General features: G+C 70.7%; 21 protein-coding genes and 2 tRNA genes. 6 read left to right on the forward strand and 17 right to left on the reverse strand.

The window, feature by feature from the left end:
• Nucleotides 1-17: 17 nt before the first annotated feature.
• The 12 genes from yajC to pgsA form a co-directional block, all read right to left on the reverse strand.
• The gene (gene yajC, locus P3T39_RS19435) at nucleotides 18-434 is read right to left on the reverse strand and encodes a preprotein translocase subunit YajC (protein WP_280699425.1); all 417 of its coding nucleotides are present in this window, start codon (nucleotides 432-434) and stop codon (nucleotides 18-20) included.
• Between the two features lie 185 nt (nucleotides 435-619).
• Nucleotides 620-1,717 (reverse strand): Holliday junction branch migration DNA helicase RuvB, encoded by a 1,098-nt coding sequence (ruvB, locus tag P3T39_RS19440; RefSeq protein ID WP_280699688.1) that lies wholly within the window; start codon nucleotides 1,715-1,717, stop codon nucleotides 620-622.
• A gap of 33 nt (nucleotides 1,718-1,750) precedes the next feature.
• Nucleotides 1,751-2,362 (reverse strand): Holliday junction branch migration protein RuvA, encoded by a 612-nt coding sequence (ruvA, locus tag P3T39_RS19445; RefSeq protein ID WP_280699427.1) that lies wholly within the window; start codon nucleotides 2,360-2,362, stop codon nucleotides 1,751-1,753.
• Complete coding sequence (gene ruvC, locus P3T39_RS19450; RefSeq protein ID WP_280699429.1) at nucleotides 2,359-2,955, reverse strand: crossover junction endodeoxyribonuclease RuvC; 597 nt, start codon at nucleotides 2,953-2,955, stop codon at nucleotides 2,359-2,361. The genes ruvA and ruvC overlap by 4 nt, the downstream gene beginning before the upstream one ends.
• A gap of 114 nt (nucleotides 2,956-3,069) precedes the next feature.
• A complete protein-coding gene (locus P3T39_RS19455) occupies nucleotides 3,070-3,828 on the reverse strand; it encodes a YebC/PmpR family DNA-binding transcriptional regulator (RefSeq protein WP_280699430.1) in 759 nt (252 codons plus the stop codon).
• Nucleotides 3,829-3,923: 95 nt separating this feature from the next.
• Nucleotides 3,924-4,535, reverse strand: a complete 612-nt coding sequence (gene pdxT, locus P3T39_RS19460; RefSeq protein ID WP_280699432.1) for a pyridoxal 5'-phosphate synthase glutaminase subunit PdxT — start codon at nucleotides 4,533-4,535, stop codon at nucleotides 3,924-3,926.
• 126 nt (nucleotides 4,536-4,661) lie between these two features.
• Nucleotides 4,662-5,573 (reverse strand): pyridoxal 5'-phosphate synthase lyase subunit PdxS, encoded by a 912-nt coding sequence (pdxS, locus tag P3T39_RS19465; protein WP_280699435.1) that lies wholly within the window; start codon nucleotides 5,571-5,573, stop codon nucleotides 4,662-4,664.
• 122 nt (nucleotides 5,574-5,695) lie between these two features.
• Nucleotides 5,696-6,241 (reverse strand): hypothetical protein, encoded by a 546-nt coding sequence (locus P3T39_RS19470; protein WP_280699437.1) that lies wholly within the window; start codon nucleotides 6,239-6,241, stop codon nucleotides 5,696-5,698.
• A gap of 11 nt (nucleotides 6,242-6,252) precedes the next feature.
• Nucleotides 6,253-6,606 carry an isomerase gene (locus P3T39_RS19475; protein ID WP_280699439.1) on the reverse strand — a complete coding sequence of 118 codons (354 nt, stop codon included), beginning with the start codon at nucleotides 6,604-6,606 and terminating at the stop codon, nucleotides 6,253-6,255.
• A 173-nt stretch (nucleotides 6,607-6,779) separates the two neighbouring features.
• A complete protein-coding gene (locus P3T39_RS19480; protein ID WP_280699442.1) occupies nucleotides 6,780-7,961 on the reverse strand; it encodes a glycosyltransferase family 4 protein in 1,182 nt (393 codons plus the stop codon).
• A 10-nt stretch (nucleotides 7,962-7,971) separates the two neighbouring features.
• A complete protein-coding gene (locus tag P3T39_RS19485) occupies nucleotides 7,972-8,871 on the reverse strand; it encodes a phosphatidylinositol mannoside acyltransferase (RefSeq protein WP_280699690.1) in 900 nt (299 codons plus the stop codon).
• 35 nt (nucleotides 8,872-8,906) lie between these two features.
• The gene (pgsA, locus tag P3T39_RS19490; protein ID WP_280699692.1) at nucleotides 8,907-9,554 is read right to left on the reverse strand and encodes a phosphatidylinositol phosphate synthase; all 648 of its coding nucleotides are present in this window, start codon (nucleotides 9,552-9,554) and stop codon (nucleotides 8,907-8,909) included.
• A gap of 231 nt (nucleotides 9,555-9,785) precedes the next feature.
• Here pgsA and P3T39_RS19495 point away from each other — a divergent pair, with 231 nt between their 5' ends.
• Nucleotides 9,786-11,828 (forward strand): elongation factor G-like protein EF-G2, encoded by a 2,043-nt coding sequence (locus P3T39_RS19495; protein ID WP_280699444.1) that lies wholly within the window; start codon nucleotides 9,786-9,788, stop codon nucleotides 11,826-11,828.
• Between the two features lie 245 nt (nucleotides 11,829-12,073).
• Here the strand turns inward: P3T39_RS19495 and P3T39_RS19500 are convergent, their stop codons facing one another.
• Entirely contained in the window at nucleotides 12,074-12,511 is a 438-nt protein-coding gene (locus P3T39_RS19500; RefSeq protein WP_280699446.1) for a DUF393 domain-containing protein, read from the reverse strand.
• Nucleotides 12,512-12,714: 203 nt separating this feature from the next.
• Between P3T39_RS19500 and P3T39_RS19505 the strand changes: the two genes are divergently transcribed.
• The gene (locus P3T39_RS19505; RefSeq protein WP_280699448.1) at nucleotides 12,715-14,355 is read left to right on the forward strand and encodes a hypothetical protein; all 1,641 of its coding nucleotides are present in this window, start codon (nucleotides 12,715-12,717) and stop codon (nucleotides 14,353-14,355) included.
• 71 nt (nucleotides 14,356-14,426) lie between these two features.
• Here the strand turns inward: P3T39_RS19505 and P3T39_RS19510 are convergent, their stop codons facing one another.
• Nucleotides 14,427-14,987 carry an HIT domain-containing protein gene (locus P3T39_RS19510; protein WP_280699449.1) on the reverse strand — a complete coding sequence of 187 codons (561 nt, stop codon included), beginning with the start codon at nucleotides 14,985-14,987 and terminating at the stop codon, nucleotides 14,427-14,429.
• A 73-nt stretch (nucleotides 14,988-15,060) separates the two neighbouring features.
• On the reverse strand, nucleotides 15,061-17,040 hold the full coding sequence (gene thrS, locus P3T39_RS19515) for a threonine--tRNA ligase (RefSeq protein ID WP_280699452.1): 1,980 nt from the start codon (nucleotides 17,038-17,040) through the stop codon (nucleotides 15,061-15,063).
• Nucleotides 17,041-17,318: 278 nt separating this feature from the next.
• Between thrS and P3T39_RS19520 the strand changes: the two genes are divergently transcribed.
• A complete protein-coding gene (locus P3T39_RS19520) occupies nucleotides 17,319-18,092 on the forward strand; it encodes a 3'-5' exonuclease (RefSeq protein WP_280699454.1) in 774 nt (257 codons plus the stop codon).
• 92 nt (nucleotides 18,093-18,184) lie between these two features.
• Here P3T39_RS19520 and P3T39_RS19525 read toward each other — a convergent pair.
• Both P3T39_RS19525 and P3T39_RS19530 read right to left on the reverse strand, forming a co-directional pair.
• Nucleotides 18,185-18,256: transfer RNA gene (locus P3T39_RS19525), tRNA-Val, on the reverse strand.
• A gap of 221 nt (nucleotides 18,257-18,477) precedes the next feature.
• A tRNA-Val gene (locus P3T39_RS19530) sits at nucleotides 18,478-18,549 on the reverse strand.
• Nucleotides 18,550-18,930: 381 nt separating this feature from the next.
• On the opposite strand from P3T39_RS19530, the gene P3T39_RS19535 reads away from it, so the two are divergent.
• The 3 genes from P3T39_RS19535 (at nucleotide 18,931) to P3T39_RS19545 (ending at nucleotide 20,840) form a co-directional block, all read left to right on the forward strand.
• Entirely contained in the window at nucleotides 18,931-19,344 is a 414-nt protein-coding gene (locus tag P3T39_RS19535; protein ID WP_030056266.1) for an SsgA family sporulation/cell division regulator, read from the forward strand.
• Nucleotides 19,345-19,693: 349 nt separating this feature from the next.
• Nucleotides 19,694-20,263 carry a CGNR zinc finger domain-containing protein gene (locus tag P3T39_RS19540; RefSeq protein ID WP_280699457.1) on the forward strand — a complete coding sequence of 190 codons (570 nt, stop codon included), beginning with the start codon at nucleotides 19,694-19,696 and terminating at the stop codon, nucleotides 20,261-20,263.
• Between the two features lie 73 nt (nucleotides 20,264-20,336).
• Entirely contained in the window at nucleotides 20,337-20,840 is a 504-nt protein-coding gene (locus tag P3T39_RS19545) for a DsbA family protein (RefSeq protein WP_280699459.1), read from the forward strand.
• The last annotated feature ends 29 nt before the right edge of the window (nucleotides 20,841-20,869 follow it).

The following is a 20,869-nucleotide window of genomic DNA, read 5'->3' on the forward strand; positions in this document are numbered from 1 at the left end:
GGTGTCGCCCGATCGTGTTACTTGCTCGCAGGAGCCTCGCCGTCGGCGCCGCCCTTGTCCGACACGCCCTCGGGGACGTCCTTGTCAAGGCTGAGCGGCTTCGAGTCCGCGGCCTCCTCCTCGACAGCGGACTCGTCGACGGGCTCGTCATCGCCGGGACGACCGTTGATGATCGCGTCGTACTCCTGCGGGTCGAGGACGGCGGCGACGGCGCTCTTGGCGAAGTGGGTCACCACACCGGGCGCGATCTCCAGCTCGACGGTCTCCTCGTTGACCGCCTTCACCAGGGCGTACATACCACCGATGGTGCGGACTCCCGATCCGGGCTCCATCGCCGAGCGCATCTGCGAGGCCTGGTCCTGCCGCTTCTTGTTCGAGCGGAACAGCATGAACAGCACGGCGAGCATGACGAGGGGAAGAAGGAGGTTAAACACAGCAGCCAGAGTCCTTTACGGGCCGCCCGCCTGGGCGGCCAGTGGTGGTCGTCGGCCCATCAGGTGAGAGGGGCGGTCCGGCGGAGTCTAGGCGACCCGCTCTGATCGGACAACGCCAAGCATCGCATCCTGCCGCCAAAAGTGGCGACCCTCCGACCGGCCTGTCTTCTCCTGCGTCGCTCGCGTCATCCCGCGTCGCTCGCGCCTTTGAACAGTTCGGGCTGGGCCGGCACCGCGCCGCGCGGCGGCGTCTGCGGCGGGGTGAGCCCGAGGTGCGCCCAGGCGGCGGCGGTGGCGATCCGGCCGCGCGGTGTCCTGGCCAGCAGGCCCTCGCGGACCAGGAAGGGCTCGGCGACCTCCTCGACCGTCTCGGCCTCCTCCCCCACGGCGACCGCCAGGGTGGACAGGCCGACCGGGCCGCCGCCGAACAGGCGCAGCAGCGCGTCCAGCACCGCGCGGTCGAGGCGGTCGAGCCCGCGCGCGTCGACCTCGTACACCTGCAGGGCCTGGGCGGCGATCTCCTGGGTGACCTGGCCGTCGTGCTTGACCTGGGCGTAGTCGCGGACCCGGCGCAGCAGCCGGTTGGCGATCCGGGGGGTGCCCCGGGAGCGCCCGGCGATCTCGGCGGCACCGGCCGGGTCGATCTCCACGTCCAGCAGGGCGGCCGAGCGGTGCACCACGCGCTGGAGCTCGGCCGGGGCGTAGAACTCCATATGGCCGGTGAAGCCGAAGCGGTCGCGCAGCGGCGGGGGCAGCAGACCGGCCCGGGTGGTGGCGCCGACCAGGGTGAAGGGGGGCAGCTCCAGTGGGATGGCGGTGGCGCCGGGCCCCTTGCCGACGATGACGTCGACCCGGAAGTCCTCCATCGCCATGTAGAGCATCTCCTCGGCGGGCCGGGACATCCGGTGGATCTCGTCGAGGAAGAGCACCTCGCCCTCGGTGAGTGAGGAGAGGATGGCCGCCAGGTCGCCCGCGTGCTGGATGGCCGGGCCCGAGGTGATCCGGATCGGGGCGTTCAGCTCGGCTGCGATGATCATGGACAGGGTGGTCTTGCCGAGCCCGGGCGGGCCGCTGAGCAGCACGTGGTCGGGCGCGGCGCCGCGCTTGCGAGCGGCCTGGAGGACCAGGGAGAGCTGCTCGCGGACCCGCTCCTGACCGATGAACTCGTCCAGCTGCTTGGGGCGCAGCGCCGCCTCGACCGCCTGGTCCTCACCGTCGGCGGCCGCCGCCAGCACCCGATCAGCCGGTAGGCGGTCGGCGGGGTCGGAGTCGTACGGGCTCATCGCGGCGGGCTCCTGATGCTTCATCGAGTGCGGTTATCGAGTGCGGTTGAGGGTGCGCAGAGCGGCCTTGAGCAGGGCGCCGATGTCGGTGGCTCCCTGCGCCTCGGCCTCGGGGGTGACGGCGACGACCGCGTCGTCCGCCTCGCGCGGGGCGTAGCCGAGGCCGACCAGAGCGGCGTGCAGCTGCTCGCTCCACGGCGCGGGCCCGGCGGCGAGCGGCTTCTGGGCGGGGACGCTGCCGTGCGGGGCGCCGAGCTTGTCCTTGTACTCCAGCAGCAGCTTGGCGGCCTTGGCCTTGCCGATGCCGGGCACCGCGATCAGCGCCTTCTCGTCTCCCCCGGCGACAGCGAGACGCAGCGCGTCGGGACTGTGCACCCCGAGCATCGCCTGGGCCAGGCGCGGCCCGACACCGGGGGCGGCCTGCAGGATCTCGAAGGTGGCCCGCTCGTCGTCGTCCGCGAAGCCGTACAGGGTGAGGGAGTCCTCCCTGACGACCAGTGAGGTGGCGAGTCTGGCGTGCTCGCCGAGCCGCAGCCGGGCCAGGGTGGCGGGGGTGCACTGGACGGCCATCCCGACGCCGCCGACCTCGACCACGGCGGTGCCGTGGGCGAGGGCGGCGACCGGGCCCTGGACGAAGGCGATCATCGACGGCTCTCCTGGTTGACGGTCGGGGCCGGGCTGACAGTCGGGACCGGCCGGGCGGCCGGGGCCTGACGGGCAGCCGGACGGGGGCTGCGGGCGAGCGCTGCGGCGATCCGGTCCTGGGCGCCGCCGCGCCAGATGTGGCAGATGGCCAGGGCCAGCGCGTCGGCCGCGTCGGCGGGTTTGGGCGGGGCGTCCAGCCGCAGCAGACGGGTGACCATGGTGGTGACCTGGGCCTTGTCGGCCCGCCCAGAGCCGGTGACGGCGGCCTTGACCTCGCTGGGGGTGTGCAGGGTGACGGGGATGCCGCGCCGGGTGGCGCAGAGCATCGCGACCGCGCTGGCCTGGGCGGTGCCCATCACGGTACGGACGTTGTGCTGGGCGAAGACCCGCTCGACAGCGACCAGTTCGGGCCGGTGCTCGTCCAGCCACTGCTCCAGGCCCTGCTCTATCAGCAGCAGCCGCTGCCCGATCTCCGCCTCGGCGGGGGTGCGCACCACACCGACCCCGAGCATCCGCAGCGGGCGGCCCGGCGCACCGTCCACCACGCCGACTCCGCACCTGGTCAGCCCAGGGTCCACACCCAGCACCTTCAACGGAATACCCCGCCTCTCGTCCGACCTGCGAAGGCTACCGGTCGCCTCCGACACGCGGACCTACGACACCGGCCCGGCAGTCCAGGGGACCACCGGGCCGGAAAGGCAGCCGACTCACTCGGCGTCGAGCTGCGCACCCACCTCGTCGCTGATGTCGAAGTTGGCGAAGACGTTCTGGACGTCGTCGCTGTCCTCCAGCGCGTCGATCAGCTTGAAGATCTTGCGGGCGCCGTCGACGTCCAGCTCGACCTGCATGCTGGGGAGGAAGTTGGCCTCCGCCGAGTCGTAGTCGATGCCCGCATCGACCAGCGCGGTGCGGACGGCGACCATCTTGGACGCCTCGGAGACGATCTCGAAGCTGTCGCCGAGGTCGTTGATCTCCTCCGGGTCCTGGTCCAGGACGACCTCGAAGAGCTTGTCCTCGTCCACGCCGTCGGCCTTGGGGACGATCACGACGCCCTTGCGGTTGAACAGGTACGAGACCGAACCCGGGTCGGCCATCGAGCCGCCGTTGCGGGTCATCGCCACGCGCACGTCGGAGGCGGCGCGGTTGCGGTTGTCGGTGAGGCACTCGATGAGGACCGCGACACCGTTCGGGCCGTAGCCCTCGTACATGATCGTCGAGTAGTCGGCCCCGCCGGCCTCGGCGCCCGAACCGCGCTTGACGGCGCGGTTGATGTTGTCGATCGGGACCGAGCTCTTCTTCGCCTTCTGGATGGCGTCGTAGAGCGTCGGGTTACCTGCCGGGTCACCGCCACCGGTGCGCGCCGCCACCTCGATGTTCTTGATCATCTTGGCGAAGAGCTTGCCGCGCTTGGCGTCGATCACGGCCTTCTTGTGCTTGGTGGTAGCCCACTTAGAGTGGCCGGACATCGCCAGCTCCTTTACGTCGCCAAATGGAAATGAACAGAGGAGATCTTACCGGTGTCCGAACCGACACCTGGCACTCGGTCAGAGCGCGCCGGGCGTCAGGCGCTCTCGACCATGCGCACGAAGTACTCGTGCACGCGGTGGTCACCGGTCAGCTCGGGGTGGAAGGAGGTGGCGAGCAGGTTGCCCTGGCGGACCGCGACTATCCGGCTCTCGGGGCCGTCGGCGGCCGGCAGCTCGGCCAGCACCTCGACGCCCGCACCGACCGCCTCGACCCAGGGGGCGCGGATGAACACGCCCTGCACCGGCTCACCGGCCAGGCCCGCGAAGTCGATCCCGGACTCGAAGGACTCGTTCTGCCGCCCGAAGGCGTTGCGGCGCACGGTCATGTCGATGCCGCCGACGGTCTCCTGGTCGTCCCGGCCGTCCAGGATCTTGTCCGCGAGCATGATCATTCCCGCGCAGGTGCCGTAGACCGGCATCCCGGCGGCCACCCGCTCGCGCAGCGGGTCCATGACGCCGAACAGCAGGGCCAGCTTGGACATGGTGGTGGACTCGCCGCCGGGGATCACCAGCGCGTCCACCTCGGCAAGCTCCTCGGCGCGCCGCACCGGGCGGGCGATCGCATCGGCGGCTGCCAGCGCCACCAGGTGCTCGCGGACATCGCCCTGGAGCGCGAGGACGCCGATGACGGGGTTGCTGCTGGACACGGTTGCCACCTCTTGCTTCGTCTTCACTGAAGTCTGTGCTGCGGATACGCGCGGCGGCCCGCCGCGCCCCAACTGCTGCGCGGCGGGCCTGGGGCCTGAAGACAGGCCCCGAAAGCGCGTACGGGACTACCAGCCGCGGTTGGCGTACCGCTCGGTCTCCGGCAGGGTGTCGCAGTTGATGCCGACCATGGCCTCGCCCAGGTTGCGGGAGGCGTCCGCGATGATCTTCGGGTCGTCGAAGAAGGTGGTGGCCTTGACGATCGCGGCGGCACGCTTGGCCGGGTCGCCCGACTTGAAGATGCCGGAGCCGACGAAGACGCCCTCGGCGCCCAGCTGGCGCATCAGCGCGGCGTCGGCCGGGGTGGCCACGCCACCGGCGGAGAACAGCACGACCGGCAGCTTGCCGAGCTCGGCGACCTCCTTGACCAGCTCGTACGGAGCGCGCAGCTCCTTGGCGGCGGCGTACAGCTCGTTGTTGTCGAAGCCGCGCAGCTTGGCGATCTCGTTCTTGATCTGGCGCAGGTGGCGGACGGCCTCGACCACGTTGCCGGTGCCGGCCTCACCCTTGGAGCGGATCATGGCCGCGCCCTCGGCGATGCGGCGAAGGGCCTCGCCCAGGTTGGTGGCACCACAGACGAAGGGGGTGGTGAAGGCCCACTTGTCGGAGTGGTTGACCTCGTCGGCCGGGGTCAGCACCTCGGACTCGTCGATGTAGTCGACGCCGAGCGACTGGAGGACCTGGGCCTCGACGAAGTGACCGATCCGGGACTTGGCCATGACCGGGATGGAGACGGCCGCGATGATCTCCTCGATCATGTTCGGGTCGGACATCCGGGCCACGCCGCCGTCCTTGCGGATGTCGGCGGGCACGCGCTCCAGGGCCATGACGGCGACCGCACCGGCGTCCTCGGCGATCTTCGCCTGCTCGGCGTTGACCACATCCATGATCACACCGCCCTTGAGCTGCTCGGCCATGCCACGCTTGACGCGGGCGGTGCCGATCTGCGGCTGGTCTGCGGTGATGGGGGTGGTGGACACGTGAGACCTCACTCGAAGATGTACCAGTGCTATCGCCCTATCGTAGGCCCGAACGGCCCCCTGCCCATGCGCCACCTAGTCCAGCCCGAATGCTGAGATACGACAAACAGGCTGTAACGCCGTCACGCGGGAGCGCCCTGCGGCGTGAGCGCCACGGGGGGCTCGTCGTCCATCTCGAAGGCCAGCGGAAACGGCGCCCGCCCGGCCAGCCGGAAATAGCGCACCAGCCGGTGCTCACGCACCGCGCGCGCCGCCCGGACGGCGTCGTTGTGGAACCGCCGTGCCATCGGCACCCGGCGCACCGCCGCCGTGAGGTCTCTCACAGCCTCCTCGCCGCCCGGCGCCGCCAGCAGCGCCGCCACCTGCTCCGGCTCGGCGAAGACCGCGCGCAGGGCCAGGCTCAGCTCGCTCTCCGCCACCTCCCGGTGCTCGTCCTCGGCCTGCCGGGCGGCGTGCGAGGCCTCGTACAGCAGGATCGAGGCAGCGGGGTCGAGCAGCGAGGAGGTCGCCAGCTCCAGCGCGACCGAGGCCCGCCGGACGAGCTGCGCGTCCAGCGAGGCCCGCGCCGTGTCGATCCGGGCGTGCAGACGGTCGAGCCGGCCCGCCGTCCAGCTCAGGTACACGGCGAACAGCACGACCGCGGCGGCGGCCCAGATCCAGGTAGTCACGGACCAGAACGCTACAGGGACGTCTTCCGGTAGAAGTCGCGGTCCATCTCCACCACGTTGACGGCCAGATGCGCACGCACCCCCGGCCCGGGCCTGGCGGAACGCTCCAGCAGTGTCAGGACCTCCTCGGCCAGCCGCTTCTTCACCTCCGGGCTGCGGCCGGAGAGGATCTTGATCTCCAGGTAGACCGTGGCGGCCCTCGGGCCGCCGAGCCCGACGAAGAACTCCTCGGCCCGACGGAAGACGGTCTTGCAGTCGTCCACCGGCGAGTCGATCAGCTTGGCGACCCGCGAGTGCAGGTTGCGGACGAACTCGGCCGGGTCGAGAAGCACCCCGTCCGAGTAGTCGACGGAAATCTGTGGCATGGAACCCCCCAGGACAGGTGGCAGGTGACAGGTCGTCAGGACCACCACCCTAGGACTGCGCGCGGCCGGACGGCCACGAGGGGCGCGGCGGAACCCGGCCAGCCGGGCACCGCCCAGCGGCGCGCGCCCGATCGCGGAAGGGGATCAGTCCCTCCGGCGATCGGGGGTGGGCCTCAGTCCCGGCCCAGCCGGAGGCGTTCGCGCCAGGTGCCCCGCTCGTCCTCGGCAACCGGCGGCATGCCGTCGGTGACCGTCTCGTACACCGAGAGGATGTCCGCTCCGACGGTCTCCCAGTCGAAGCGCCGCACATGCCGGGACGCCGCCTTGCGCAGCTCCGCCAGCCGGCCCGGGTCGGCCAGCAGACGCAGCGCCGTGTCGGCCAGCGCCGCCGAGTCCTCGACCGGAAAGAGCTCGCCGGCGTCTCCCCCGTCCAGCACCTGCCGGAACGCGTCCAGGTCGCTGGCCAGCACCGGGGCACCGGCCGACATCGCCTCGACCAGGATGATGCCGAAGCTCTCGCCACCGGTGTTCGGCGCCACGTACAGGTCCACGCTGCGCAGCAGTCGGGCCTTCTCCCGGTCGCTGACCATGCCGAGGAACTCGACCTGCCGCCGCGCCTCGGCCGGCAGGCCGGCGACCGCCTCCTCCTCGTCGCCCTTGCCCGCCACCAGCAGCCGGACGCCCGGACGCCCGGCGAGAATCTTGGGCAGGGCAGCGAGCAGCGTCGGCAGGCCCTTGCGCGGCTCGTTGATCCGGCCGATGAAGCCGATCGTGCCGGGCTCGCCCTCGCTCGCCCCGCCCTGCCAGCGCGGGTCGGGCTCGGCGTCGGCGAAGAACCGCACGTCCACACCGTTGGGGATCACCACGGCGTCACCGCCCAGGTGCTCGACCAGGGTGCGGCGGGCGTACTCGCTGACCGCGATCCGGGCGCTCATCTTCTCCAGCCCCGGCTGGAGGATCGGCGAGGCCGCGATCATGGCGCGCGAGCGCGGGTTGGAGGTGTGGAAGGTGCCCACCATCGGGCCCGAGGCGGACCAGGCGGCGAGCATCGACAGGCTCGGCGAGGCCGGCTCGTGGACGTGCAGGATGTCGAAGCGGCCCTCGTTCAGCCAGCGCCGCACCCGGGCGGCGGAGAGGATGCCGAAGCTGAGCCGGGCCACCGAGCCGTTGTAGGGCACCGCGACGGCCCGGCCGGCCGAGACCACGTACGGCGGCAGGGCCGACTCGTCCTCCGCCGGGGCGAGCACCGAGACCTCGTGACCCAGGCCGATCAGGTGCTCGGCCAGGTCGCGGATGTGGAACTGCACCCCGCCGGGAACGTCCCAGTCGTACGGGCAGACGATTCCGATCTTCATCCCGGCCCCCTCAGGCATCGTGGCGCCGAGCGAGGTCGGACAGCCAGAACTTCTGCAGCATGTGCCAGTCCTCGGCGTGCTCACGGATGCCGTCCGCCCAGACGTCGGCCATCGCCTGCGTCATGGCGACGGCCTTGGCGTTGTGGTCGCCCTCCTCGGGCACCGGCACCTCTGGGTGCACCACCACCCGCAGCGAGGGGCCGTCGTACCAGAGGGTCGCCGGGTGCAGCGCCGCGCCGGTGCGCAGCGCGAGCGCGGCGGGTCCTGCGGGCATCCGGGTCTGCTCACCGAAGAAGTCCACCGGCAGTCCGGCCTCGGACAGATCGCGGTCGCCCACCAGGCAGACCAGCTTGCCCGCGCGAAGCCGCCGAGCCAGCGTGCCGACCACCGAGACCTGGCCTCCGGTCAGCGGCAGCACCTCCATGCCCAGGCCCTCGCGGTACGCCACGAAGCGGTCGAAGAGGGACTCCGGCTTGAGCCGCTCGGCGACCGTGGTGAACGGGTACCCCGTGGAGGCGATCCAGGCACCCGCGAGATCCCAGTTGCCCATGTGCGGCAGCGCTATCACCACACCGCGTCCGCGGTCGATCTCCCCGGTCACCTGCTCGATGCCCTTGACCTGCATGGTCTCGGCGATCCGGTCGCGGCTCCAGGTCGGCAGCCGGAAGGACTCCATCCAGTACCGCAGATAGGAGCGCATCCCGGCCCGGGACAGCTCGCGCAGCCGGGCCTCGTCCGCGTCCGGGTGCACCCGGGCCAGGTTGGCCTCCAGCTGCCGGACCCGCTTGCCGCGCCGCCGCCAGGCGGTGTCCGCGATCCGGTTGAACAGGCCGCGGGCCACCGGCTCCGGCAGGTACTTCAGAGCCGCCCAGCCCAGCGCGTACGCACCGTCGGCCGCCCGGTCCTTCAGGCTCGGGGTGCTCGGCGCGGCCGCCGTTTCCGCGTTCACCGGGGCCCCTGCGACTCGATCGACTCCATGGCCTCCCGGCGCACGGTCAGCATCCGCTGGAGCACCGTGATCAGACTGCCCACCGCGACCAGCCAGAGCGCCACCGGCAGCAGCCACTCCACATAGGGCACCCCGAAGGTGTGCAGCCCCGCCACGCCCGCCGCGACCAGGCTGATCACCAGGCGCTCGGCCCGCTCCACCACTCCCGACACATTGCAGGGCAGCCCCAGGCTCTCCGCCCTCGCCTTGGTGTACGAGACCACCTGGCCGCTCGCCAGGCAGAACACCGCCACCGCGCAGAGGAGGTTGTCGTCGCCCTTGCCCGCGTACCAGAGCGCCAGGCCACCGAAGATCGCCGCATCGGCGACCCGGTCCAGCGTCGAGTCCAGGAAGGCACCCCACTTGCTGGAACTGCCGGCCTGGCGGGCCATGTTTCCGTCCACCAGGTCCGAGAAGATGAAGAGGGTGATCGTGATGGTGCCCCAGAAGAACTCTCCCCGGGGGAAGAAGAGCAGCGCACCGGCGACCGAACCCGCCGTACCGATCAGCGTCACGGCGTCCGGGCTCACCCCCCAGCGCAGCAGTAGCGCGGCGAACGGCGTCAGGACACGTGTGAAGAAGGCACGTGCGTACTTGTTGAGCATGGCCTTCCGGACCGCCCCGATCTCACCGGTGTCCACCCGCGGCCTCAGTGAGTCGCCGGGCGGCCGAGCGGATCGACCCACCCGGCTCGACAATGGTATCCAGGCCGCTCGCACACTCCGCCGCCCCACGCCTGCGAGCCGGCAATCGGCCCAACTGGCCACCACTCAGGGCACTTCCACGCACACGAGGCGTAACTGCCGCCCCCGCGAGTGAGTATCAGGAGGCACGCCATGGCGGACCGAGGAACCCCGCACGCACCGGCGCCCACCGTCGAAAGACCCGCCCAGCTGCGCAACGTCGCCCTGGTCGGACCCAGCGGCGCCGGCAAGACCACACTGGCCGAATCCCTCGCTCTCGCCTCGGGCGCCCTCACCAGGGCGGGCACCGTGCCGGAGGGCACAACCGTCAGCGACTACGAGGAGATCGAGCACCAGCAGCAGCGCTCCGTCCAGCTCTCGCTGCTCCCGCTCTCCTGGCGCGACACCAAGATCAACCTGCTGGACACCCCCGGCTACGCCGACTTCGCCGGCGATCTCCGGGCCGGACTGCGCGCCGCGGAGGCAGCCGTCTTCGTCCTCTCCGCCGCCGAACCGATCGGTGTGCCCGCCCTCTCCCTCTGGCGCGAGTGCCGCGCCGCCGGGCTGCCCACCGTGATCGTTCTCACCCACCTCAACGCCGCCCGGGTCAGCCTCGGCGAGACCCTGGCCGCCTGCCAGGACGCCTTCGGCGACGGCCACCCCGACACCGTCCTCCCGCTCCACCTGCCGATCCTGCGCGACGGCCACCCGCACGGTTCGCTCGAACTGCTCACCGGCCGCCGCTACGGCGAGAGCGGCGAGGTGCCCGGCGCCGACGAAGCCCGCGGCCGACTGGTCGAGGCCATCGCCGGCGAGGACGACACCCTGCTCGAACGCTACGTCGCCGGAGAGGACCTCGACCCCGCCTCGCTCACCGAAGCGCTTCGCCGTGAAGTCCTCCAGAGCACACTGCACCCCGTGCTCGCCACCGCTCCCCCGCTCGACCCGGCAGGTCCCGCCGTCGGCGCCACCGAACTGCTCGACCTCATCACCGAGATCCTGCCCACCCCCGAGGAACGCCAGGACGACCTCCCGCCCTGCGACCCGGGGGCCCCCGTCACCGCCCAGATCCTGCACACCGGCGAGGACCCCTACGTCGGGCGCCTCAGCCTGGCCAGAGTCTTCTCCGGCACCCTGCGCCCCGACACCACCCTCCACCTCGCCGGCCATCCCGACGAGCGCGTCACCGCCCTCAGCTCCCCCTTCGGGAAACAGCAACGCCCCGTCCCGTACGCCCTCCCCGGCGACCTCGTGTGCCTCGCCAAACTCGCCGCCGCCCGCACCGGCGACACCCTCTCCGGCGAACAGCGCGTCCTCGACCCCTGGCCGCTGCCCGAACCGCTGCTCCCCATCGCCGTCGCCGCCCACAGCAAGGGCGACGAGGACCGGCTCGCCCAGAGCCTCGCCAGACTGACCGCCCAGGACCCGGCACTGCGCGTCGAGCAGAACCCCGACACCCACCAACTCGTCCTCTGGTGCACCGGCGAGGCCCACCAGGCCGTCGTCCTGGACCGGCTGCGCACCCGCTACGGCGTCAACCTCGACACCGTCGAGTACCAGGTCGCGCTCCGCGAGACCTTCGCCACCGCGGCCAGCGGCCACGGACGGCACGTCAAACAGTCGGGCGGGCACGGCCAGTTCGCCATCTGCGACCTCACCGTGGAACCACTGCCCGGCGGCGGCTTCGAGTTCGTCGACAAGGTCGTCGGCGGCGCCGTACCGCGCAACTTCATCCCCGCGGTGGAAAAGGGGGTCCGGGCCCAACTCGCCCACGGCGTACTGGCCGGATACCCCATGGTCGACGTGCGGGTCACCCTCACCGACGGCAAGGCGCACTCCGTCGACTCCTCCGACGCCGCGTTCCAGACCGCCGGAGCCCTCGCCCTGCGGGAGGCTGCCGCCCACGCCACCGTCCGACTGCTCGAACCCGTGGACGAGATCCAGATCCTGCTCCCCGACGAGTATCAGGGCGCCGTCCTCAGCGACCTCTCCGCCCGGCGCGGCCACGTACTCGGCACCGAACCCGGCGGCCCCGGCCTCAGCCTGGTCCGCGCCGAAGTCCCCGAACTCGAACTCGCCCACTACCCCGTCGAGTTGCGCTCCCTCTCACACGGCACCGGCCACTTCTCCCGCACCTACGTCCGCCACGCCCCAATGCCCGCCAACCTCGCCGCCCAGTACGAACACGCCTCCTGACCCTCCAGGGGCAAGCGCGAGCGTTCAGACCCTCCGGGGCAAGCGCGAGCTTTTGGGGGGCGCGGGGAACTGCGCGAAACGGAAGACGCCGATGCCGCACCGACCTCCGTAGGGCAAGGTGCACTGCCCCACCGGTAGGTCACGAGGTGCAACTGGCCCACCGAGCTCACCTGAACGCGGTCACCTTCCGTTTCGCGCAGTTCCCCGAGCCCCTGGGGAGTGCGACTGACCCACCCGTTCGAGGTCTAGCGCTGCGGCAGCGCGCAGGCCGGGGTCCCTCCGGGCATGCGGTGGCGGTTCTTGGCGATCAGCCGGTAGACCGCCGCCGCCAGCGGACGGACCGGCGGGAGCGCCAGCAGGCCACCGAGGTAGGCCCAGGCACCCCCCGAGCGCATCAGCAGCCGAGCCGCGGCCTGCGCCCCGCCGTACACCTGTCCGCCGGGCGTGACCCAGAGGACCTCCCGCTCGGCCCGCTCCCGGGTCACCAGACCACGGCCGCCGGCCCGCGTGTCCAGCGCCGCCAGATCGGCGAACTGGAACGGCTCCGCCTCCCAGCCGCCCGAGGCCAGGCTCGCGCGCAGGTAGCGCTCGGCCGCGTTCTTGCAGGTCGTACAGAAGGCGCAGTCCCCGTCGAAGATCAGTACCGGGTCCTTCGCGATGCCCTTGGCAGTGTCCTCAGCCATGCTTCGATCCTGCCTCATCCGGCCGCCGGGCCGCGTACCGGGCTCGCTGCCGAGACTGATGGGATCAAAGCAGCCCGAAAGTGGGCACCATAGCGGGGAGCGCGACCGCCTGGCCAGATGTGACGGCTGTTCGGACGATCATCCACGCGGCAGGGCGGCGGCACGGTACCCTGCGGCTGACAAGGGGAGGAGGGGGCACCGCCGTGACCAAGCTGGACATGACCCCGGGCGCACAGATACCCCGCACGGACGTCGGACCGCAGACGGCAGTCACCCAACTGCTCTCCTCGGCGGCCTACCGCGACAGCGACTTCAACGACCTGGAGAAGCTCGAAGGCCTGAAGATCAAGAAGGGTCGGTTCGCTCTTTTCCAGCCAAGTGTCGGCGAAGCCTTCAGCCGGGCCGTGATCGACCGGACACTGGCCGCCAAGCGCAACCCGCTGGTCCCCTCCTTCGGCACGGACACCCGCATGGTGGTCGAGCACTGCCTCGCCGCCGAGGAGCTGCGCAACGCCCGGGACCGCAGGCTCACCCTGGTCACCCTGCTCAGCGGGCTGCTCTTCCTGCCGGGAGCGCTGCTGTGGCTGGCCGCCTTCCAGGGCCGCGCCTGGCTGAAGAAGCAGAACCCGGCCCGTGAGGGCTTCTACGGCACCCTGGCCCTGCTGGTCGTCGGCGCGGTGGCTCTGCTGTTCGCCCTGCGGCCGCCGGTGAGCGGGCTGTGGGCGGTGTATTTCCGGGTGATGATGCTGGCACCGGTGGCCGGCTGGTTCGTCGCCAAGCGGATCTGCCTGCGCAGCACCGAGGACCTGCGGGCCCGTTGGGGCGCCCTGGTCGAGGGCAGCGCGATAGCGGCGACGGTACCCAAGGCCGTCCCCCGTGACGACATGGACAAGAAGGCCAGCGAGCTCCGTGCCCAGCTGGACCGCCTGACGGCCGAGCAGGACACCAACGTCCAGCACTACGCCGGGTCGAAGGGCATCCTCGGCGCCGGAATGCGCTGGGGCGTCTGGGAGGTCGTCGAGGACCTGCGCCCGGCCGAGGGCCACACCGACTTCCGTACCTTCCACCCCTGGGACCTCACCCGCCGCATCTCCGACCGCCTGGGCGGCCTCGGCCGCAGCGAGATCGCCGACGGCGGTATGCAGCACGTGGCCATCCGGCAGTGGGTCGTGGTGGACATCCCCGAGGGCGCAGACGAGATCGGCCGCCCGGGCGGCGCCGAGATGGACGGCTACCGGATGCGCGACTTCGCCATCCAGACCATCGCCAACCGGCAGGCCCTCGGCACCGACACCCGGCACCGCCTGGCCACCCAGATCGTGCTGCACAAGGGCCAGTTGGTGGCCACCATGGTGGTCGGCGTCACCGTACTCAGCAACACCCTGCGGGTCTCGGTGGCCGGCTACGCCCTGGGCCCGCTCAACGGGCTCTTCAGCGCCAAGCCCAAGCCCAAGGAGATCACCGTCGCCAAGACGGGCAAGTTCTGGGAGGAGCGGACGGTCCAACTGCCCATCGTCAACAACGACGAGGTGGTCCGTCAGGCCGTCCGCGCACCGTTCATGAAACTGCCCACCCTGCTCACCTGGCTGGGCGGCAAGGTCGGCCTGCCGGAGCCGTTCTCCCTCCGGGCGGCCTGGGCCGACCGGACGTGGACCAGCCGCTTCAAGTCGGACGACGTCATCTACGGCGCCACCCCGGTGGTCAACGCGGTCCTGGCCGCCACCGTCGAGTTCCTGGAGGAGCACGACATCAACGTCGACCGCTTCACCAACCGGGGCGGCATCCTCAAGTCCGAGATGCAGGGCGTCCGCCCGTTCAAGGCCGACGTCTACGACGCGGGCTGATCCCGGGCCGCGAAGGGCCCGTACCGGAGACCACCGGTACGGGCCCTTCGGCTTCCCGTCGCTCCCCGGGTTCAGCCCTGCGGCCAGACCTCGGCAAGCATCTTGCGGGTGTCCGCGAGCAGCTGCGGCAGCACCTTGGTGTGACCCACGACGGGCATGAAGTTGGTGTCCCCGCCCCAGCGCGGGACCACATGCTGGTGCAGATGGGCGGCGATGCCCGCACCCGCCGCCGTGCCCTGGTTCATCCCGATGTTGAAGCCGTGCGCCCCCGAGGCGGCACGCAGCGCGGTCATCGCACGCTTGGTGTAGTCGGCGAGTTCGGCCGTCTCCGCCTCGTCGAGATCGGTGTAGTCGGCGACGTGCCGGTACGGGACGACCATCAAGTGGCCACCGTTGTACGGGTAGAGGTTGAGCACGGCGAACACGGCCCGACCCCGGGCGATGATCAGCCCGTCCTCGTCGCTCAGCGACGGGATGGAGCAGAACGGGCAACCGTCGTCGGGCGCCGGTCCGGTGGGCTTGTTCTCGCCCTGGATGTACGCCATCCGATGGGGGGTCCACAGGCGCCGGAAACCGTCCGGCTCGCCGACGCCCTGCTGCAGTTCCGGCTCACTCGTCATGCTGATCAGCATATTCGCCCGAGCAACCCCGCAGAGCAGTGCGGGGCAGACTCGTGAAGAGCCTGCCCCGCACCGTTGCCGTGCGTCACACCTGGATGCGGCGCTCCACGGCGTCCACGATCTCGGCCACGGCCTCGGCGACCGGCACCCCGTTCTTCTGCTCACCGTTGCGGTAGCGGAAGGAGACGGCACCGGCCTCGACGTCGTCGTTGCCCGCGATCAGCATGAACGGGATCTTCTGCTTCTGCGCGTTGCGGATCTTCTTCTGCATGCGGTCGTCCGACGAGTCCACCTCGACCCGGATGCCGTGCTTCTTCAGCTCGGCCGCGACCTCGCGCAGGTACGGCACGTGCTCGTCGGTGATCGGAATACCGACCACGGTGACCGGGGAGAGCCACGGCGGCATCGCACCCGCGTAGTGCTCCAGCAGCACCGCGAAGAAGCGCTCGATCGAGCCGAACAGCGCACGGTGGATCATGACCGGACGCTGGCGGTTGCCGTCCGCGCCCTGGAACTCCAGGTCGAAACGGTTCGGGAGCTGGAAGTCGACCTGGATGGTCGACATCTGCCAGGTCCGGCCGATGGCGTCGCGCGCCTGCACCGAGATCTTCGGACCGTAGAAGGCGGCGCCGGCCGGGTCGAGCACCAGCTCAAGCCCCTGCTTCTCGGCGGCGGCCCGCAGGGTCTCGGTGGCGATCTCCCAGTCCTCGTCGGAGCCGATGTACTTCTCCGGGTCGCGAGTCGACAGCTCCAGGTAGAAGTCGGTCAGCCCGTAGTCGCGCAGCAGGTTGAGCACGAAGGTGAGCAGCGAGTCCAGCTCGTCGTGCATCTGCTCGTGGGTGCAGTAGATGTGCGCGTCGTCCTGGGTGAAGCCGCGCGCGCGGGTCAGGCCGTGCACCACACCCGACTTCTCGTACCGGTAGACCGTCCCGAACTCGAAGAGCCGCAGCGGCAGTTCGCGGTACGACCGACCGCGCGAGCGGTAGATCAGGTTGTGCATCGGGCAGTTCATCGGCTTGAGGTAGTAGTCCGTCTCACCGTCGAGCTGCATGGGCGGGTACATGCCGTCGGCGTACCAGTCCAGGTGGCCGGAGAGCTCGAAGAGGCTGCCCTTGGTGGCGTGCGGGGTGTAGACGAACTCGTAGCCCGCCTCCTCGTGCCGCTTGCGCGAGTAGTCCTCCATGACCCGGCGCATGATGCCACCCTTGGGGTGGAAGACGGCGAGGCCGGAGCCGATCTCCTCCGGGATGGAGAAGAGGTCGAGCTCGGTGCCGAGCTTGCGGTGGTCGCGCTTGGCCGCCTCCTCAAGGAAGTCGAGGTGGGCCTTGAGCTCGTCCTTGGTCGGCCAGGCGGTGCCGTAGATCCGCTGCAGCTGCGGGTTCTTCTCGCTGCCGCGCCAGTAGGCGGCGGCCGAGCGCATCAGCTTGAACGCCGGGATGTTCCGGGTGGTGGGCAGGTGCGGCCCACGGCAGAGGTCGCCCCAGCACTGCTCGCCCGTCTTGGCGTCCAGGTTGTCGTAGATGGTCAGTTCGCCGACGCCGACCTCGACGCTGGCACCCTCACCGGCGGTGGCGGCGGAGCCCTTGAGACCGATCAGCTCCAGCTTGAACGGCTCGCCGGCCAGCTCCTCGCGGGCGGCCTCGTCGGTGACCACCCGGCGGGAGAACCTCTGCCCGCGCTTGATGATCTCCTGCATCTTCTTCTCGATGACCTTGAGGTCCTCGGGGTGGAACGGCTTCTCGACGTCGAAGTCGTAGTAGAAGCCGTCCTTGATCGGCGGGCCGATGCCCAGCTTGGCCTCGGGGAAGACCTCCTGCACGGCCTGCGCCATCACATGCGCGGTCGAGTGCCGCAGGATGTCCAGACCGTCCTTGCTGCCGATCGCGACCGGCTCGACCTCGTCGCCGTCCTGGACGGCGTACGCGAGGTCCTTCAGCTGGCCCGCGACCCGGGCCGCGATGATCGAGCGGTCGTCGGCGAAGAGATCAGCGGCCGTAGTGCCCGTGGTCACCACGCGCTCTTCCCGATCGGGTTCGCGGTTGATGATTACCCGGACGTCCGTCACCGGTCTCTCCTGACATCTGTGTGCGACAGCACTCTGCTGCGCGTGTCGATGGTACCGAGCCCGGCCACCCAACCGTGTCACCTGCCTGCCGGTAACGGACCGCCACGCTCCGTAGTCGTCCGGATGCGCTCGTGAAACTGCCTCCCCACCACCGCCCCGCACGCGGTTGAGGGAGCGTCAACTGCGGTATCACCAGGGCAGAAACGCCGCTCCACCCGGCGCGCCGCTGGTCCTCGGTGGCGCGCCGAGCAACGCCCAGTGGCACCTGAGGGGCAGTCATGCAGCATTCTCAGCGCTGGTACGAGGGACCGCTCGCCTCTTTCGACACCGAGACCACCGGCGTGGACGTGGAGACCGATCGCATCGTCTCCGCCGCCCTGGTGCTCCAGGGAGCCCCCGGCGCCGACATCCAGGCCGTGACCTGGCTGGCTGACCCCGGCATACCGATCCCGGACGGCGCCCGCGCGGTGCACGGCATAACCGACGAGCAGGTGCGCGCCCACGGCCGCCCGCCGCGCACCGTCGTCGCCGAGATCGCCCGGGCCCTGGGTGAACAGGCCCGTGCCGGCGTCCCGCTGGTGGTGATGAACGCCCCGTACGACCTGACGCTGCTCGACCGCGAACTGCGCCGCCACCGCGAGGTCTCGCTGACCGACTCCCTGGGCGAGACCGAGCTGCTGGTGCTCGACCCCCGGGTCCTGGACAGGTACGTGGACCGCTACCGCAAGGGCCGCCGCACCCTGACGGATCTCTGCGCCCACTACGGCGTCACCCTGGTCGGCGCCCACGACGCCACCGCCGACGCGACCGCCGCCCTCGACCTCGTACGCTCCCTCGGCGCCCGCTACGCCAGCCCGTTGGGGACGCTCACCGCCGCCGAGCTGCATCTGCGGCAACGGACCTGGCACGCGGCGCAGGCGCGCGGCCTGCAGAACTGGTTCGACCGCTCGGGCAACAGCGAGCGGGTGGACTTCCACTGGCCACTGCGCCCAGCCCGCTGCACCTGCGGTCGGCGCCTCGTGGCCGACCACCGCTGCGAGGCGGCCGCCTGAGCACCTGCCCTGACGGCCCGCGGCCCGAGGGCTCGGGGAACGACTCAGGCCCTGACCGGAACTCCCGGTCAGGGCCTGAGTGTTGACCTCGGTGGGCGATACTGGGATCGAACCAGTGACCCCTTCGGTGTGAACGAAGTGCTCTCCCGCTGAGCTAATCGCCCGTGGCAACGAGAAGAACTCTAGCACCACTTGGCCTTGCCTGCACAATCCGGCCCCGTGCAGCCATGGCCGGCGTTCCCCTCAGTTCGCTCCCGCCACAAGGGCGCTGATTGCGAATCAGCTCGCGAGCGGACAACTCGAAGCGGACAAGGGGTGAATGCAAAAAGATGTCGGGCCCTGACCATTTCCTGGCCGGGGCCCGACATCCTGCAATGCATTCCGGTGGGCGATACTGGGATCGAACCAGTGACCCCTTCGGTGTGAACGAAGTGCTCTCCCGCTGAGCTAATCGCCCGGGTGCAGGGAAAACATTACCGCATCCGAGTGGGTGCTCCGAACCACCCCATCGCCCCACCCCGGCGGGCTGCCGCAGCGCCGACAGCACCCGCCACCGGACCTCCCACGCCGACCGGACTCGACCCGGATTGTCGCTTCGCACAACCATGCGCCCGTCATCCGGCGGACCACTCGCCCGGCCATGCCGCGATAACCGCCCCGGCTTCCCGGAGCACTCGGGCCCGACGGGGGCGCCGTGGCCATTCCGCAATGCGCCGGAAGGGGTACGACTCGCGCCTGAATCGGGACAGACGGGTTTACACCGGGCTTTCAGGTGGGATGGTCCGTTCGCCGACGTGCGATTCCCCGAGCGCACACTGAGCGAAAGGCCCTGGCGCTTATGAACACCACGGTCAGCTGCGAGCTGCACCTGCGCCTCATCGTGTCGAGTGAGTCGTCACTGCCCGTCCCCGCGGGCCTGCGCTACGACACTGCCGACCCCTATGCCGTGCATGCGACCTTCCACACCGGTGCTGACGAGACCGTGGAGTGGGTGTTCGCCCGTGATCTCCTCGCGGAGGGGCTCCATCGACCCACCGGGACCGGCGACGTCCGGGTGTGGCCCTCGCGCAGCCATGGACAGGGTGTGGTCTGCATCGCCCTGAGTTCTCCGGAGGGAGAGGCCCTGCTGGAGGCCCCGGCCCGGGCGCTTGAGTCCTTCCTCAAGCGCACCGACGCCGCCGTGCCGCCAGGCACCGAACACCGTCACTTCGATCTCGACCGCGAGCTGTCCCACATCCTCGCCGAGAGCTGACCGCCTCGGCGGTGGGGCCGCTACCTCACAGCGTCCGTCCTACTCGGGGGCACGGTCGCACAGTCAGCCGCGCACCACGCGGCCTCGGGGCCCGTCCCGGCAGCTCCCACCGGAGCTGCCGGCCCGACCTGATCGGTAAGGACGAAGGCGCCCGGCACCGGTGCCGGTCATCCCTGTCGGGATGACCGGCCACCCTGCCGGGCGCTTTCGTCGATACCGGCAGATATCGCTCCGGCGCTGCGGATCCGGGTCGCGCGCACATACGCCGCTCTGACGGCCCCTCCCGGTAGAGTCGCGGGTGACGACCGACGCGGGAGGCCGAGGCCCCCGCCGCGCGAGGAGCCCTCACGTGCTGATCACCCATGACACCGAGTGCTCGCTGAGTGTTCTGGTGGAGCTGCTCAACACCTCGGCCGACGCGTGCGGCAGCGAGCAGCTGCCGGATGTCGCCGCACTCGGTGCATTCGTGGAGCGCCAGGACATCAGCGAGGTCGACTCCCTGTCCGCCGCCGACCTGGCGGCCGTGCACAGGCTCCGCTCCCAGCTGCGCGAGATCTTCTCCGTCGGTACCACCGAGGAGGCTGCCGAGCTGGTGAACGCGGTGGTGGCCGCAGCCGGCACCACGCCTCGCCTCACCAACCACGACGAGCACGACTGGCACATCCACTACTTCGCCCCGCACGCCGCGATCGGCGACCACCTGGCGGCCGAACTCGGGATGGCCCTGGCCTTCATCGTGATGGCCGGGGAGCGCGAGCGGCTGCGCCGCTGCGAGGCTCCCGACTGCGCCCGGGTCTTCGTGGACCTCTCCCGCAACCGCTCCCGCCGCTACTGCGACAGCCGTACCTGCGGGAACCGACTGCACGTGGCCGCCTACCGGGCACGGCAGCGCTCGGCGGACGCCGTTCCGGCCGGCTGAGGTCTGCGGCCGGTGGCAGGGACATGGCGCCGGTGGGCCTGATGGGTGCCTGTTCGGGTGACAGACTGAGGGCATGATCGAAGCCTCCCTCCCCCGCCTTGAGCTCTGGTGCGAGCTCCAGTGCCCGGACTGCCGCACCGCCCTGGACGACGTACGGGCGCTGCGGGCGCAGTACGGCGACGCGCTGCCCATCGAGCTGCGGCACTTCCCGCTGGAGAAGCACAAGCACGCGTACGCGGCGGCGCAGGCTACCGAGGAGGCGTTCGACCAGGGCAAGGGCTGGCAGTACGTGGAGGCGCTGCTGGAGCGGGTCGAGGACCTGGACCGGGGCGGCGAGAAGCTGCTGGTCCAGATCGCCGCCGAGATCGGCCTGGACGCCGAGGAGGTCGACACCGCCCTGGTCGACGGCCGGCACACCCTGATCGTGGACGCCGACCAGGCCGAGGGCAAGGCGATCGGTGTCACCGGTACACCGACGTATGTGATCGCCGGGCAGCGGCTGGACGGCGGGAAGAGCCAGGACGGGCTGCGCGAGCGGATCGTCGCCATCATCGAGGAGCAGCGCGCGCGGTCCTGAGCTCTCGGCCCTCCCGCCGCCGCGACCGG

Origin of the sequence: Kitasatospora sp. GP82, assembly GCF_029892105.1 — a bacterium.
Lineage (GTDB): Bacteria > Actinomycetota > Actinomycetes > Streptomycetales > Streptomycetaceae > Kitasatospora.

Bases quoted from the DNA above. Each gene is read 5' to 3' on its own strand.
- ruvB (WP_280699688.1), bottom strand. From the start codon at position 1,717: ATGAGCCCGTACGACTCCGACCCCGCCGACCGCCTACCGGCTGATCGG.
- ruvA (WP_280699427.1), bottom strand. From the start codon at position 2,362: ATGATCGCCTTCGTCCAGGGCCCGGTCGCCGCCCTCGCCCACGGCACC.
- P3T39_RS19455 (WP_280699430.1), bottom strand. From the start codon at position 3,828: ATGTCCGGCCACTCTAAGTGGGCTACCACCAAGCACAAGAAGGCCGTG.
- P3T39_RS19475 (WP_280699439.1), bottom strand. From the start codon at position 6,606: ATGCCACAGATTTCCGTCGACTACTCGGACGGGGTGCTTCTCGACCCG.
- P3T39_RS19480 (WP_280699442.1), bottom strand. From the start codon at position 7,961: ATGAAGATCGGAATCGTCTGCCCGTACGACTGGGACGTTCCCGGCGGG.
- pgsA (WP_280699692.1), bottom strand. From the start codon at position 9,554: ATGCTCAACAAGTACGCACGTGCCTTCTTCACACGTGTCCTGACGCCG.
- P3T39_RS19495 (WP_280699444.1), top strand. From the start codon at position 9,786: ATGGCGGACCGAGGAACCCCGCACGCACCGGCGCCCACCGTCGAAAGA.
- P3T39_RS19500 (WP_280699446.1), bottom strand. From the start codon at position 12,511: ATGGCTGAGGACACTGCCAAGGGCATCGCGAAGGACCCGGTACTGATC.
- P3T39_RS19510 (WP_280699449.1), bottom strand. From the start codon at position 14,987: ATGCTGATCAGCATGACGAGTGAGCCGGAACTGCAGCAGGGCGTCGGC.
- P3T39_RS19520 (WP_280699454.1), top strand. From the start codon at position 17,319: ATGCAGCATTCTCAGCGCTGGTACGAGGGACCGCTCGCCTCTTTCGAC.
- P3T39_RS19535 (WP_030056266.1), top strand. From the start codon at position 18,931: ATGAACACCACGGTCAGCTGCGAGCTGCACCTGCGCCTCATCGTGTCG.
- P3T39_RS19545 (WP_280699459.1), top strand. From the start codon at position 20,337: ATGATCGAAGCCTCCCTCCCCCGCCTTGAGCTCTGGTGCGAGCTCCAG.